This is a genomic window from Microlunatus spumicola, from assembly GCF_039536445.1.
Lineage (GTDB): Bacteria > Actinomycetota > Actinomycetes > Propionibacteriales > Propionibacteriaceae > Microlunatus > Microlunatus spumicola.
The window spans coordinates 1,920,272-1,934,450 of record NZ_BAAAYR010000001.1 but is presented as its reverse complement, the minus strand read 5'-3'; the positions used below and the strand labels follow the sequence as shown (position 1 = coordinate 1,934,450).

At 75.5% G+C, this 14,179-nt stretch carries 14 protein-coding genes; 4 read left to right on the top strand and 10 right to left on the bottom strand.

Translation table 11 applies throughout. From position 1 onward, the window contains the following. Window positions 1-83: 83 nt before the first annotated feature. From ABD665_RS08915 to lpdA, 7 genes are all read right to left on the bottom strand, one after another. A complete protein-coding gene (locus ABD665_RS08915) occupies window positions 84-1,070 on the bottom strand; it encodes an ABC transporter permease subunit (RefSeq protein ID WP_204911298.1) in 987 nt (328 codons plus the stop codon). After that, on the bottom strand, window positions 1,067-2,113 hold the full coding sequence (locus ABD665_RS08910; protein WP_204911299.1) for an ATP-binding cassette domain-containing protein: 1,047 nt from the start codon (window positions 2,111-2,113) through the stop codon (window positions 1,067-1,069). The genes ABD665_RS08915 and ABD665_RS08910 overlap by 4 nt, the downstream gene beginning before the upstream one ends. A gap of 144 nt (window positions 2,114-2,257) precedes the next feature. Continuing rightward, on the bottom strand, window positions 2,258-3,004 hold the full coding sequence (gene lipB / locus ABD665_RS08905) for a lipoyl(octanoyl) transferase LipB (protein WP_204911300.1): 747 nt from the start codon (window positions 3,002-3,004) through the stop codon (window positions 2,258-2,260). A gap of 10 nt (window positions 3,005-3,014) precedes the next feature. Further along, window positions 3,015-3,587: a GNAT family N-acetyltransferase gene (locus ABD665_RS08900; protein ID WP_204911301.1), complete on the bottom strand. Its 573-nt coding sequence runs from the start codon at window positions 3,585-3,587 to the stop codon at window positions 3,015-3,017. After that, window positions 3,568-4,482, bottom strand: coding sequence for a TIGR01777 family oxidoreductase (locus tag ABD665_RS08895; protein ID WP_204911302.1), 915 nt, complete (start codon window positions 4,480-4,482; stop codon window positions 3,568-3,570). The genes ABD665_RS08900 and ABD665_RS08895 overlap by 20 nt, the downstream gene beginning before the upstream one ends. 25 nt (window positions 4,483-4,507) lie before the next feature. Then, the gene (gene sucB, locus ABD665_RS08890; RefSeq protein ID WP_204911303.1) at window positions 4,508-6,424 is read right to left on the bottom strand and encodes a 2-oxoglutarate dehydrogenase, E2 component, dihydrolipoamide succinyltransferase; all 1,917 of its coding nucleotides are present in this window, start codon (window positions 6,422-6,424) and stop codon (window positions 4,508-4,510) included. A 135-nt stretch (window positions 6,425-6,559) separates the two neighbouring features. Beyond that, window positions 6,560-7,978 (bottom strand): dihydrolipoyl dehydrogenase, encoded by a 1,419-nt coding sequence (lpdA, locus tag ABD665_RS08885; RefSeq protein WP_204911304.1) that lies wholly within the window; start codon window positions 7,976-7,978, stop codon window positions 6,560-6,562. An 85-nt stretch (window positions 7,979-8,063) separates the two neighbouring features. Here lpdA and ABD665_RS08880 point away from each other — a divergent pair, with 85 nt between their 5' ends. Then, window positions 8,064-8,399 carry a hypothetical protein gene (locus ABD665_RS08880; protein WP_204911305.1) on the top strand — a complete coding sequence of 112 codons (336 nt, stop codon included), beginning with the start codon at window positions 8,064-8,066 and terminating at the stop codon, window positions 8,397-8,399. Window positions 8,400-8,842: 443 nt separating this feature from the next. Here ABD665_RS08880 and ABD665_RS08875 read toward each other — a convergent pair whose 3' ends face one another. Further along, on the bottom strand, window positions 8,843-10,348 hold the full coding sequence (locus ABD665_RS08875) for a leucyl aminopeptidase (protein ID WP_204911306.1): 1,506 nt from the start codon (window positions 10,346-10,348) through the stop codon (window positions 8,843-8,845). 78 nt (window positions 10,349-10,426) lie between these two features. On the opposite strand from ABD665_RS08875, the gene gcvT reads away from it, so the two are divergent. Next, window positions 10,427-11,542 (top strand): glycine cleavage system aminomethyltransferase GcvT, encoded by a 1,116-nt coding sequence (gene gcvT, locus ABD665_RS08870; protein ID WP_344741868.1) that lies wholly within the window; start codon window positions 10,427-10,429, stop codon window positions 11,540-11,542. Further along, window positions 11,539-11,874 (top strand): hypothetical protein, encoded by a 336-nt coding sequence (locus ABD665_RS08865; protein ID WP_344741866.1) that lies wholly within the window; start codon window positions 11,539-11,541, stop codon window positions 11,872-11,874. Before gcvT ends, ABD665_RS08865 begins: the two co-directional genes overlap by 4 nt. Here the strand turns inward: ABD665_RS08865 and ABD665_RS08860 are convergent. Continuing rightward, on the bottom strand, window positions 11,851-12,336 hold the full coding sequence (locus ABD665_RS08860; RefSeq protein ID WP_344741863.1) for an NUDIX domain-containing protein: 486 nt from the start codon (window positions 12,334-12,336) through the stop codon (window positions 11,851-11,853). The genes ABD665_RS08865 and ABD665_RS08860 overlap by 24 nt on opposite strands. A 9-nt stretch (window positions 12,337-12,345) precedes the next feature. Beyond that, a complete protein-coding gene (locus tag ABD665_RS08855; protein WP_344741860.1) occupies window positions 12,346-13,071 on the bottom strand; it encodes a TetR/AcrR family transcriptional regulator in 726 nt (241 codons plus the stop codon). A gap of 130 nt (window positions 13,072-13,201) precedes the next feature. On the opposite strand from ABD665_RS08855, the gene ABD665_RS08850 reads away from it, so the two are divergent. After that, window positions 13,202-14,152, top strand: a complete 951-nt coding sequence (locus ABD665_RS08850) for an NAD-dependent epimerase/dehydratase family protein (protein ID WP_204911309.1) — start codon at window positions 13,202-13,204, stop codon at window positions 14,150-14,152. The last annotated feature ends 27 nt before the right edge of the window (window positions 14,153-14,179 follow it).

The window sequence follows — 14,179 nt, the reverse complement described above, 5'->3', positions numbered from 1 at the left end:
TCCCTCGGGCGTCACGGTCACCCGGTCACGATACCCGCCGCCTCACAGGATCCGGAGCCGGTGAGGCGGCGCGTGGGCAGCGCTCAGGTGACGTCGCGCCGCCGGAAGACCAGGGCGCCGGAGACCACGGCGAGGACCAGCAGCACGGCCCAGTAGGCGGCGCTGTGACCGAACGACAGGTGCTTCTCGACCGAGTCCCCGCTCGTGCCGGACGCGGTGACCGTCAGCACGTACTGGGTGTACGTCGTCCCGTGCTCGAGGAAGGCGGCGACGTTGTTCTCGGGCAGCCAGGGCGGCAGCCAGCCCAGCGGGCCGTCGGCGTTCGAGGCGAGGGTGCCGAGCACCGCGGACGCCACGAGGTAGCCGAGCGCGATGCCCAGGGCGGCGACCGTGTGGCGGGTGAGCAGGGCGAAGGTGAAGCCGGCCACGCCCGCGAGGACCGCGACGGGCACCGCGCGGCCGGCGGTGGCCGCCGCCTCCCCGAGGCCCGTGAGGCCGCCTCCGTACAGACGGGTGAACAGGGCGACGAGGCCCAGCATGAGGAAGCTCGCGACGGCCCCGCCGAGGGCGGACGCGAGGGCCACGGCGACGAGCTTGGAGCCGTACACCCTGAGCCGCTGCGGGACGAAGGTCAGCCAGTTGGCCAGGGACCCGGTCGAGAACTCGGCGCCGATGAACGACGCCCCGACCAGGAAGGCGGCGAGCAGCGCGACGTACGCGGACAGCTGCACGGCCGTCGGGGCGACGTCGGCGAAGGCCGTGGCGGTCAGCGCGTAGTCGGCGGGCGACGGCTCGGGCCACACGCAGTCCGCCGGTGCCTGCCCGGAGTCCCTGCAGTCCTTCTCCTGCGCGACGTGGCCCTGCTCCCACTCCTGGTGGGCCTGCTCGTAGTACTGCCGCTGGGTGGTGACGTCGGCGGGCGACGGGGGGCTGACCTCGTCGACGACGGCGATCTGGAAGAGCCCGACCGCGGCCAGGACGAGGAGCGCGGCGGCCAGCGTCAGCCGCCGCGAGCGCAGCCGGCCCAGCTCCGCGACCACGAGGCGGAGGAAGCTCCCGCTGCGGGTCATCGGTCGCCCCCGCTCCGGCGCGGGGCCGCGGCCGGCGGCAGCGGTGGTGGTGGCGCGGCGTGCGGGGCGCCGGCACCGAGGTGCTCGGCGGCCGTGAGGTCGAGGAACACCTCCTCGAGGTCGGGGCGCTGCCAGACCAGCTCGGCGAGGTAGATGCCGCGCTCGGCCAGGACCCGCGTCACCACGGAACCGTCCAGCGGGCCCGCGCCCGGGCGCGCGCGGACCAGCACCGTGCCGGGCGGGCCGGGCTGCGGGGCGAGGCCGGCTGCGACCAGAACCTCGGCGGCCGCGGCCGGGTCGGGCACCCGGACGCGGACGGCCTCCGCCCCGCCGCGGGCCAGGATCGACTCCACGTCGCCCTCGGCCAGCAGCCGCCCGCGGCCGATGATCGTCACGGTGTCGGCGACCTGCTGCACCTCGTTGAGGATGTGGCTGGAGACGAGGACGGTGCGACCTGCGTCGGCCAGGCCGCGCATGGTCTGGCGGATCTCGTGGATGCCGGCCGGGTCGAGGCCGTTGGTGGGCTCGTCGAAGATCAGCAGCTCCGGGTCCTTGAGCAGCGTGCCCGCGATGGCCAGCCGCTGCTTCATGCCGAGGGAGTAGGAGCGGAAGCGGTCGCGGCCGCGCTCGCCGAGCCCGACCTCCTCCAGCACCTGGCCCACGCGCGCCGAGGGGGCGCCGATGGCGCCGGCCAGCAGCTCGAGGTTGCGCCGGGCGGTGAAGGCGGGGAAGAACTTGGGCTGCTCGACGATCGCGCCCACGCGGTCGACGACGGCGGGCAGCCGCGCCGGCACCGGCTCGCCGAAGAGCGTCATGCTGCCCGAGTCGGGGGTGATCAGCCCGAGCAGCATCCGGATGGTCGTCGTCTTGCCGGAACCGTTCGGCCCGAGGAAGCCGTGCACGCCGCCGCGGGGGACCCGGAGGTCGAGGCCCTCGACGGCCACGCGGCGGCCCTTGCGGGTCCGGTAGGTCTTGCGCAGGGCCGTGGTCGCGACCGCCAGCTCGGGCTCGCGGGCGTGGCGCGGGGGTGCGCTCGTGGTCATCGGCTCGCTTCCGTCGGGGGCCGCTCACGGTAGCGGCGCAGGCGGCCAACGCTGCCGTGCCGCGCAGGCGCTGTCGTCCGCCCGCGGGACGGCCCGCGTCAGACTGCGGTCTCGCAGAGCGGCGACGCCCGGCCCCTCAGGGCCCTACCGGACGGAGACGGTGAGCCCGTACGTCGGACCGGCGGCGACCGGTTCCGGGAGCGCGGCGACGTCGGGCGTGCGCTCGTACGGCTCGAAGGCCAGCAGGCGCTCGAGGTGGGGGACGAGCACGTACGCCAGCGACGTCAGCGCCGGCGCCGTGCCGAGCTCGGCCGCGATCGAGGTGACGCCCGCGTCGGCGATCCCGCAGGGCACGATCCGGTCGAAGGCCCCGAGGTCCGGCTCGGCGTTGAGGGAGAAGCCGTGCATCGTCACGCCGCCGGCGACCCGGACGCCGATGGCCGCGACCTTGCGCTCCGGACGCCGTACGCCACCCGGGCCGGCCGAGGTGTCGGCCGGCAGCCAGACGCCGGACCGGCCGGGCACCCGGCCGGTCGCGAGGCCGAGCTCGGCGAGGGCGTCGATGAGCGCCTGCTCGAGGCGCCGCACGTAGTCGACGACACCGAAGGCCTCGGGCAGCCGGACCAGCGGGTAGCCGACGAGCTGGCCGGGGCCGTGCCAGGTGATCTTGCCGCCCCGGTCCACGTCGACCACCGGGGTCCCGTCGAGCGGGCGCTCCTGCGGCTCGGTCCGCTTGCCCGCGGTGTAGACGGACGCGTGCTCGAGCAGCAGCAGAGTGTCGGGCGCCGCGCCGCTGACGACCTCGGCGTGGATCCGGTGCTGCAGGTCCCACGCGTCGCGGTAGTCCACGAGGTCGCTGCCCAGGCCCAGGTACCGCACGTCGAGGCTCACGCGCCCAACTCTAGTTCCGCGGCGCCGGCGGGTCGTCGACGAGCCGCTGGTGCAGGACGTGGTCCTGCCAGCGCCCGGCGATCCGGATGTAGCGGGGGGCGAAGCCGATCTCGCGGAACCCGTTCTTGGCCAGCACCCGGCGCGAGGGGTGGTTGTCGACGAGCGTGCCCGCCTGGACCCGGTGCAGGCCGAGCTCGCCGAACGCGACAGCCAGGAGCGCGCCGACCGCGGCGGTCGCCACGCCGCGGCCCTGGTGCGCGACGTCCACCCAGTAGCCGAGGTCGGCCGACTCGAAGGCGCCGCGCACGAGGTTGTTCAGGTTGACCCGGCCCGCGGGCTCGCCGTCGACGAGGACCACGCCCGGGTAGGAGGAGCCGCTGACGTGGACCCGGAGCGCGTCGGCGATGCCGCGCCGCTGCCCGGCCTCGGTGAAGTAGACCTCCGGTCGCAGCGGGTCCCACGGGGCGAGCGCCGTACGGCTGCGGACGAGCAGGGCGGCGAGCGCAGGTGCGTCGTCGGGCCGGACCAGGCGGACGGCGACCGCCGGGACGCCCGGGCCGGGCTCAGACGTGCGGCGAGGCACCGCGCAGCGCCGCGGCGATCGTGCTCGTGACGTCGGGCGCAGTGAAGACGTACCCGTCGTCCTGCAGGCGGCGCGGCAGCACCCACATGTCGTCGAGCAGCTGGCCGGAGAGCTCGCCGAGCGCGGCCCGCAGGACAGCGGCCGGCGCCCTGAGCAGGCGCGGCCGGTGCAGCGCGCGGGCGAGCGCGTCGGTGAACTCCGCGTTGGTGCAGGGCTCGGGGATCGTGAGGTTGTACGGGCCGCGGGCGTGCGGCGTGGCCTGGGCCCAGCGCACGACCCCGAGGTAGTCGGCCAGGCTGATCAGGGGCATCCGCTGGTCGCCGCTGCCGAGCACGGTCCCGAGCCCGAGGGACCAGGCGAGGCGCATCGGCAGGAACGGTCCGCCGCTGGCGTCGAGCACCGGGCTGGTGCGCAGGAAGACGACGCGGGCGCCGGCGTCGACGGCCGGCTGGGCCGCCTCCTCCCAGCGGACGCAGACCTGGGCGAGGAAGTCCGACGCGGCGGGGTCGCCCTCGACGTGCGGGACCTCGGTGCGCCGGCCGCCGTACCAGGCGACGCCGCCGGCCTGGATCAGGACGGGTCCGTCGGCCCCACGGGCGGCGACCGCCTTCGCCACGGTCGACGTCGTCTGCACGCGGGACGCGAGGATCGCCTCGCGCCGCGCCTGCGTCCACCGTCCGGTGAAGACGTTGACGCCGCCGAGGTCGACCACGGCGTCGACCCCGTCGAGGACGGCGGGGTCGAGCTCACCGGCCTCCGGGTCCCACCGCCGTTCGGCCAGCGCCGCCGGCTCCCTCCGGACCAGCCGCACGACCTCGTCGCCGTCGGTCGCCAGCCGGACCCGGAGTGCCGTGCCCAGGAAGCCCGACGCCCCGGCGAGCAGCCAGGTCGTCACGTCGCCGGTCCCGTCTCCCGCAGCCCTAGAACCCGAGCTCGGAACCGAAGTCGCCGCCCTCGAGGCGGGCCTTGACCATGCTCAGGAAGCGGGCGGCGTCGGCACCGTCGACGAGACGGTGGTCGTACGTCATCGAGAGGTACATCATGTCGCGCACCGCGATGACGTCCCCGACGCCCGGCACGGTCAGCACGACCGGGCGCTTGACCAGCGCGCCGGTGCCGAGGATGGCCACCTGCGGCTGGTTGATGATCGGCGTGTCCATCAGCGTCCCGGCGGAGCCGTAGTTCGTGATGGTGAACGTGCCGCCGCTCAGGTCGTCCGGGGTGACCTTGTTCGAGCGCGTGCGCGAGGCCAGGTCGGCGATCTTCTTGGCCAGGCCGGCGATGTTCAGGTCGCCCGCGTCCTTGATCACCGGGACGAGCAGGCCCTTCTCGGTGTCGACCGCGATGCCGATGTGCTCGGCGTCGGGGTAGGTGATCGTCCCGGCCTCGGTGTCGATCGTCGCGTTGACCTTCGGGAAGACCTTCAGCGCCTCGACCGTGGCCTTGGTGATGAAGGGCAGGTACGACAGGCTCGCGCCCTCGCGGCGCTTGAAGTCGTCCTTGGCCCGCGCGCGGATCTTCGAGATCGCCGTAAGGTCGACCTCGACCGTCGCGGTGAGCGAGGCCGAGACCTGCTGGGACTCGAGCATCCGGCGCGCGATGGTCGAGCGCAGCCGCGACATCTTCTCGGTCGTCCCGCGCAGGGCGCTCGGCTGGGCGGCCGGGGCGCTCGCCGCGGGTGCGGCGGCCGGGGCAGCGGCGGCTGCGGGAGCCGCGGCGGGGGCGGCCGCCTGCTTGGCGGCCTCCTCCGCGGCGCGACGGGCGTCCTCGGCGGCGGCGAGCACGTCCTGCTTGCGGACGCGGCCACCCACGCCCGTCCCGGTGACGGTGCTCAGGTCGACGTCGTGCTCGCGGGCGAGCTTGCGGACGAGCGGCGTCACGTAGCCCTCGTAGTCACCGGCGACCGGGGCCGGCGCCGCGGCGGAGCCGGTCGGGCCGTGCTGCTCGGGCTGCGGGTCCTGCGGTGCCGGCGACGAGGCGTTGGCCCGGCCGCGGTCGGCGTCGCTGAAGGACGGCGGGGCGGGGGTCGTGTCGTCGGCGGAGGCCTGCGCGGCCTGCTGACCCGGCTCTACCTTCGGCGGCGAGGCCTGCGCGGCCGGCTCGGCGGGCTGGGCCGGGGCCGGCTGGGACGGCGCGGCGGACGCGTCGCCGATGACGGCCAGCACGGCGCCGACCTCGACGGACTCGTCCTCGGCCACGCGGATCTCGAGCAGGGTGCCCGCGGCGGGCGACGGGATCTCGGTGTCGACCTTGTCGGTGCTGACCTCGAGCAGGGGCTCGTCGGCCGCGACCGTGTCGCCGACCTGCTTGAGCCAGCGGGTGACGGTGCCCTCGGTGACGCTCTCGCCGAGCGCGGGGAGGTGGACCTCGGTGCCCTCTGCGGGGCCGCTGCCGGCCTGCGGGGCGGACGAGGAGGCGCCGGTCTCGGCGGCTACGTCGGCCACGACGTCGTCGGGGCGGGAGACGTTCGCGCCCGCGCCGCCGTCGGAGGTGCCACCGCTCACGGGGCTGGGGTCCTCGGCCTCGATCTCGGCGTCCGCGTCGTTCGCGGGCTCCTCGGCCGGGGCGTCCGTCGAACCCGAGCCGGAGGGCGACTCGTCGGCGCTGCCGATCACGGCGAGCACGGCACCGACCTCGACGGTCTCGTCCTCGGCCGCCTTGATCTCGAGCAGCACGCCGGAGGTGGGGGAGGGGATCTCGGTGTCGACCTTGTCGGTCGACACCTCCAGGAGCGGCTCGTCCTCCGCGACGGTGTCGCCGACCTGCTTCAACCAGCGGGAGACCGTCCCTTCGGTGACGCTCTCGCCCAGGGCCGGCAGGGTGACCGAAGTCGACATGGCGGTGTGGTGCTCCTTCTCGCGCGACGTTGGGCTCGGTCCGGCTGCTCGACCGACGGCCCGCAGCCCGAGATCCAGCCCGGACGGGGTCAGCCTAGCCTTGCCCCGCCCCGGGTCCGCGCGACCGGGTGGCGCTCAGCGGTGCGCGTGCAGCGGCCGGCCCGCGAGGGCCAGGTGGGCCTCGCCCAGCGCCTCGTCCAACGTCGGGTGCGCGTGCGGGAGCGCGGCGACCTCGTCGGGCCACGCCTCCCACGACGTGACGAGCTGGGCCTCGCCGATCAGCTCGCCGACCCGGGCCCCGACCATGTGGACCCCGACGACCGGTCCGTCGGTGCGCCGGACGAGCTTGACGAAGCCGGCGGTCTGCAGGATCTGCGCCTTGCCGTTGCCGGCCAGGTCGTAGGTCTGGGTCTCCACGTCGCCGTAGCGGGCGCGGGCCACCTCCTCGCTCAGCCCCACGGAGGCGACCTCGGGGTCGCAGTAGGTGACGCGGGGGATCTGCTCGTCCGGGACGAGGACCGGCGCGCGGTCCAGGCGCCCCTCGGCGTGAGCGACGTCCTCGGCCACGAAGATGCCGTGGGCGAAGCCGCGGTGGGCCAGCTGCAGGCCGAGGACCAGGTCGCCGACCGCGTGCACGCCCGGGACCGACGTCCGCAGGCGCTCGTCCACGGTCACGTAGCCGCGGTCCAGCGCGACGCCGGCCTCCTCGTAGCCCATGCCGGCGGAGCGGGGGCCGCGCCCGACGGCGACGAGCACGAGGTCGGCCTCCAGCGTCGTCCCGGCCTCGTCGTCCAGGGCCACGCGGACCCCCGTCGGCAGCGTCTCCACCGAGCGCACCGGGCCGGCCGTCCGCACGGTGATGCCGCGCTTGCGGAACGCGCGCAGCAGGGCCGCCGAGGCCGCCGGGTCCTCGCCGGGCACGAGCCGGTCCAGGGCCTCCACCACGGTGACCTCCACGCCGAAGGAGCGCCAGGCCGAGGCGAGCTCGACGCCGATGACGCCGCCGCCGAGCACGACGGCGGAGGTCGGCAGGGTCTGCAGCCGGATCGCGTCCGTGCTGGTCAGCACGCGCTCCCCGTCGGGCACCAGGCCGGGCAGCGTCTTGGACTGCGAGCCCGAGGCCAGCACGACGTGCGGCGCCACGAGGGTGCGCTCGCCGTCCGCGGACGTCACCGCCACGGCCGGCGTGCCGGCGCCGGGCACCAGCCGGCCCTCGCCGGCGACGACCGTGATGCCGCGCGAGGAGATCAGGCCGGTGAGGCCCTTGTGCAGCCGCGCGACGACGCCCTCGGCGTACGAGCGCACGCCCGCCAGGTCCACCTTGTCCACGCTGGAGTGCACCCCGAACCGCGCCCCGTCGCGGGCGCTGTCGGCGACCTCGGCCGCGTGCAGGATCGCCTTGGTCGGGATGCAGCCGTAGTGCAGGCAGGTGCCGCCCACCAGGTCGCGCTCCACCAGGGCGACGCGCAGCCCCAGCTGCGCCGCCCGCAGCGCGCAGGCGTAGCCCCCGCTCCCCGCGCCCAGCACCACCAGGTCGAACTCGTCGTCGCTCACGCACCCATTGTCTGCCTCCGCCCCGGCGCGGCGGTGGTTGCTCGTGGGAGCGCCGCGTTCGGGCGCGGCCACCTAACCTTGTGCCATGGGTTGGTTCAGCCGCACGAGAGGCAAGGTGCGTCGTGGCGGCGGGCCGTCGGGCAAGGTCGACGAGGCCACGACCACCCACCTGACGACGTTCGCGCGCAGCCGGCGCGGCGTCGAGGCCTTCGTGGAGCCGCAGACCGCGGTGACCCGGCCGACGCTCCTGCTGGTGGCGTACGACGGCGAGTGGACCCGCCGGGTGGTGCCGTCCCCGCAGTGGGCGCACGCCTTCGCGGAGTCGCTCCAGATCCCCGGCTACGACGCCGCGGTGGTCGGCTACCCGCAGCGGATGCGGGACTACAACACGCGCAACAAGAAGCACCCCGACCTGCGCTGAGCCGGTCCCGGGCCGGACTCATGGCGCGGTCGATAGCCGAACTTTTCTTTCCGCCACCCCCAAACCTCCCCTCCGCCCGCTCCGAACCTGACTCGTGCGGGCGTCCTCGGGGGGACTACCTGACAAGTCCTCGGCCTCACGGTCGCGCTCGCACTCCGCGCCGGCGGGGGCGTACAGCGAGTGGGATGGCTCACTGGGCGCCGGGGCACCGTCGGTGCGGTTGGCTCGAGGTCCCGCCCGGCACCTCACGGGGTGCCGGGCGGTGGACCCGACGAACGTGCGGGCAGTCGTCGTGCGTCTGGTGCAGCAGCAGGGCTGACGCGCGGCAGACCGGGGGCGGTCGCCCGTACGAGGGCCGCGCCGGCCAGGGGGGTCGGCGCGGCTCTGCCACCTCGGCCGCCGGTCGTGCGCCCGCAGACGTCAGCCGGCGGGCGACGGTTGCGTCAGCCGGCCAGCGAGCGCGCGAGCTCGACGAGGGTCGCCACGCCCACGCCGGTGCCGCCCGTGCTGAAGGCCCCCTCCGGACCGCCCGTGCGGAACGCCGGGCCCGCGATGTCCAGGTGCGCCCACGGCGTCGGCGCGTCGACGAACTCCCGCAGGAAGGCGGCCGCGGCCAGCGCCCCGCCGGCCCGGTCGGTGCCCGAGGAGCGCAGGTCGGCGACGGTCGAGTCGAGCTTGCCCCGCGTCTCCGCCGGGATCGGCAGCTGCCAGAACGGCTCCCCGGCCAGCTGTGCCGCGTCGAGCACCTGGCGTGCGGTGGCGTCGTCGGTCGCCATCACGCCGGCCGTCCGGTCCCCGAGCGCCACGACCGCCGCGCCCGTGAGGGTGGCGACGTCGACGACCAGGTCGGGGGAGTCGGCGTTGCTGCGGGCCAGCGCGTCCGCCATGACCAGGCGCCCCTCGGCGTCGGAGTTGGCGTTCTCGACCGTCGTGCCGCCGTAGATCGTCAGGACGTCGGAGGGCCGGTAGGCCGAGCCGGACGGCATGTTCTCGGCCATCGCCCCGTACGCGGTGACCTTGATCTTGAGCCCCAGCTTCGCGATCGCCCAGGTCGCGGCCAGCACGGCCGCGGCGCCGGCCATGTCGCACTTCATCGTGTACATGCCGTCGGCGGGCTTGAGGTTCAGGCCCCCGGTGTCGAAGGTGATGCCCTTGCCGACCAGCGCCAGGTGGAGCTTGGCGCCGCGCGGGCGGTAGGAGAGCCGGACCAGGCGCGGCGGGCGCGCGGAACCGCCGCCGACCGCCATCAGGCCGCCGTAGCCCTGCGCGGCCAGCTCGCGCTCGTCGAGGACCTCGTACGTGAGCCGGGTGCCCTTGGTCAGCGCCTGCGCCTCCTCGGCGAACGAGGCGGGGTAGAGCAGGTTCGCGGGGATGTTCACCCACTCGCGGGCGACGAGGACCGCGGTGGTCACGACGGTCGCCACCTCGGCGACGTCCGCGCCGTCGGCCGTGCGCGTGGCGCCCTCGTGGAGCACGGTGATGCGGCCGACCTTGCCGGCGGGTGCGTCCTCCGAGCTGACGCCGGTGTAGGCGTACGTACCGAGCAGCGCGCCCGACGCGACGGCCAGGGCCTCCTCCGGGGTGGTCGCGCCCAGCGCCACCACCACGTCGACCGTGCCCTTGTCGTCGGCGAGCCCGCCGGCCTGGCGGACGCCGTTCGCCGCGGCGTCGCGCAGCGCGGGGCCGTCGACGGCCTGCGTGCCGAGACCGACGACCAGGACGCGGACGTCGTCGACCCGCGGGAGCGTCCGGGTGTGGCCGGCCTTGGCCGAGGCGCCGACCTCGGTCGCGAGCGTCGCGACGTCGCTGCCGAAGCGCTTGGCGTAGGCCTTCTCGACCGCGGACGGCACGGTCCGCAGGCCGTCGTCGCCGAGACCGACGACGAGGACCACCGGTCCGCGGGGCAGGGACTTCGACAGGGTCAGGGCGGGCAGCACAGGGGTCGGCACGTCGTCAGGCTAGTAGGTTCGCCTCCGACCGAGCCGGGCCCTGCGGACCCGGCGCACGAGGGCGGGTGGAGGAGCGGCGTGGGCACCGACGAGGCGACAGAGCAGCTGCGGACGTCACCGCTGCACGAGCGGCACGTGGCGGCCGGCGCGCGGTTCGCGGCGTTTGGCGGCTGGTCGATGCCGGTCGAGTACGCGGGAGGCGGCGTCCTCGCCGAGCACACCGCCGTGCGGGAGGCCGTCGGGCTCTTCGACGTCAGCCACCTGGGCAAGGTGAGCGTGCGCGGGCCGGGCGCGACCACGTTCGTGAACACCGTCCTCACCAACGACCTGGGCCGGATCGGCCCCGGGCAGGCGCAGTACACGCTGCTCTGCAACCCGGCCGGCGGCGTCGTGGACGACCTCATCGCCTACGTCACCGGGCCGGACGAGCTCCTGCTCGTGCCCAACGCGGCGAACGCGGCCGGGGTCGCCGCCGCCCTCCAGACCGCCGCGCCCGAGGGCGTCGAGGTCCACGACCGGCACCACGACCTGGCGGTCCTCGCGCTGCAGGGCCCGCTGGCCGACCAGGTCCTCGAGGCCGCCGGGATCCCGCTGGCCCTGGACTACATGGCCTTCGCCGTGACCGACGTCGGCGGCGCCGAGGTGGTGGTCTGCCGGACGGGCTACACCGGCGAGCGCGGCTACGAGCTGCTCGTGCCGACGGCCGCGGCGACGGCGGCCTGGGACGCGCTGGTCGCCGCCGGCGCCTCGTCGGGCCTGCGCCCGGCCGGCCTCGGCGCGCGCGACACGCTGCGGACCGAGATGGGCTACCCGCTGCACGGCCAGGACCTCTCCTCGACCATCACCCCCGTCCAGGCGCGGCTCGGCTGGGCCGTCGGGTGGGCGAAGCCGACGTTCGTCGGGGACGAGGCCCTGCGGGCGGAGAAGGAGGCCCGGCCGGCCCGCGTGCTGCGCGGCCTCCGCGCCGAGGGCCGGGGCATCCCGCGCTCGGGGATGACCGTGCGCGACGCGGACGGGACCGAGGTCGGTACCGTCACGTCGGGGACGTTCTCGCCCACCCTCAAGACCGGTGTGGCCCTCGCCCTGCTCGACGCCGCGGTGACCGACGACGCGGAGGTCACGGTCGACGTCCGGTCCCGGCGCGAGCCCTTCCGGGTCACGAAGCCGCCGTTCGTCCCGTCGCACGTCCGGTGAACCGCCGCGTACGGACCCGGGCCGCTCACCTGGTTCTGCTGCTGGCGGGGCTCGCGGCCCTCGTCTACGCCCTGACCCTCGGCGGCTCGCCGGAGATCCGCTGCCGCGGGGTCGCCATGACCCCCGGCTCGGTCTGCGTCAAGGCCGACGGGTCGGAGGGGCAGACGTACGAGCAGCGGCTCGCGACCCGGCAGTCCGCGCAGCCCGTCGTGGGCGGGCTGGGGGTGCTGGTCGCCGGGTTCGGTGCCGCGCTCCTGGTCGCGGACCTGCGCCGCCGCCCGGTCTCGGAGACGGGTTCGGAGACGGGTTCAGCGGTCGAAGACGCAGGCTGAGCCCTCGGTCAGCGCGACCGCGAGCCGGCGGCGCTGCAGGACGTCCAGGTCGGCCGGCGGGTCGTCGGCCGGGCGCCAGGCCACCTCGAGCGTCTCGTCGTCGCCGAGCGCGGCCTCGCCGCTGACCCAGCGGCAGCGGAAGGTCAGGCTGACGAACCGGCAGACGTCGCCGTTGGGGTAGGTGATGGGCGGGTCGCTGGTGACGAGCGCGAGGCGCTCGGGTTCGACGACGACGCTCAGCTCCTCCTCGACCTCGCGGACCACGGTCGTCGCCGGCTGCTCGCCCGGCTCGACGATGCCCGACGGCAGCGCCCAGAGTCCGTTGTCGGACCGCCGGCCGTAGAGCACCGACGGCGTCGGGCCGGCGTCGTCGCGCAGCACGACGGCCGTCACCCCCGTGAGGAACAGCGGGTCGTGGCCGACCGATCGACGCAGCTCGAGGACGAAGGCGGGCACCGGCACGACGCGAACCTATCCAGCCCGGGACGGGGAGAAGGGGTCGAGCCGCCGGGTCAGCGCGTCGAACCACGCCTCCCGGTCGCCGACCGCGTTGTCGAGGTGACCGAACAGCTCGAGGGTGACGCCCCCGACCAGGCCCGACCACGCCGCGAGCCCGGCGAGCACGACGTCGTCCGGGAGGTCGGCCCCCGCGAACCCCCGCAGCCCGGTCATGGCCGCGTGGAACGCCGGCCCCGGTGCGGGCTCGTCCGGTCGCGCGAGCGGCACGCCGGCCGCCGCCGCGTCGACCAGCAGCCCCATCAGCACCCGGGTGACGCGCGTGGCCGGTCCGACGGTCTGCGCCGGGGCCTCGTAGCCGGGCACGGGGGAGCCGTAGAGCAGCGCGTAGTCCCACGGGTGCTCGAGCGCCCAGCCGCGGAACGCGTGGGCGACGGCGGACCAGCGGCCCGAGAGGTCGGCGGGGTCGACCGCGTCCGCGGCGGCCTCCACGGCCTCGCCGTGCTCGTCGAAGCACGCCACCAGCAGGGCGGTCAGCAGGTCGTCCCGGCTGGCGAAGTAGCGGTAGACCGCCGACGAGGCGAGGCCGACGTCCCGCGCCACCGCCCGTACGGACAGCGCGGCGGGGCCGACCGTGCCCAGCTGCGCGCGGGCGCTCGCCAGGATTGCGCGGGTGAGGTGGTCCCGGGCCAGGGCCCGCGCCGACGTGGAGGCCGTCCCCGGTGCGCTCGTGGTCGTCACGGTCCCCATCATGCACCCTCACGAGAGCGACGCACTCGGTCGAGAGCAGTGCTCTTGCGTTGTGGACGGACGTGTGTGAGAGTTCGTCTCAGACGAGAGCACCGCTCTCGAAGAAGAGCAGGAGACGCAGATGAGCGAGCAGCAGAGCAGCAGGGGCACCCGCCGCGCGGTGGTCGTCGGGGCCGGGCCCGTGGGTCGCGAGGCGGCCCGGGTCCTCACCGAGGCCGGCCACCAGGTCAGCGTCGTCAGCCGGTCGGGCCGCTCGTCCGGCGTGGAGGGCGTGACCGCGGTCGCCGCGGACGCGTCCGACCCCGCGGCCCTGGCGCGGGTCGTCGAGGGCGCCGACGCCCTCCTGAACTGCGCGAACCCGAAGGACTACACGGTGTGGGAGGAGGTCTGGCCGCCGCTGGCCGCCAGCCTGCTGAGCACGGCGGAGCGGACCGGGGCCACGCTGGTCACCGCGGCGTCGCTCTACCCGTACGGACCCGTCGACGGGCCGGCGACCGAGGGCATGCCCGACGTGGCGACCGACCACAAGGGCCGGCTGCGCGCCCGCATGTGGGCCGAGGCCAAGGCCGCCCACGACGCGGGCCGCCTGCACGCCGTCGAGGTGCGGGCGTCCGACTACCTCGGTGCCGGGGTGGGGCAGAACGGGCACGTGTCCCGCCACGTCCCGACGGCGTTGAAGGGCCGCGCGGCCTGGATGATCGGCGACCCGGACCTGCCGCACACCTTCACCGACGTGACCGACATGGCCAGGACGCTGGCGGCCGTCGCCTTCGCGCCCGAGACCTGGGGCCGGGTGTGGCACGCGGTGAGCGCCGCCCCGAGCACCCAGCGGGCCGCGCTGAACGGGTCGCTGGTCGCCGCCGGGGCCGCCCCCGTCAAGGTGCACGGGCTGCCGATCCCGGTGGTCCGGGCGATCGGGCTCGCGAGCCCCCAGATGCGCGAGCTGGGACAGCTCGGCTACATCTTCGGCCGCCCGTACGTCATGGACTCCAGCCGGACGCAGGCCGCGCTCGGCCTCGCGCCGTCGCCGTGGGAGGACACCCTGCGCCGGACCGGCGAGGGCAACCGCTAGAGCGTCGCCTCCGGCCGGTCGGTGGGG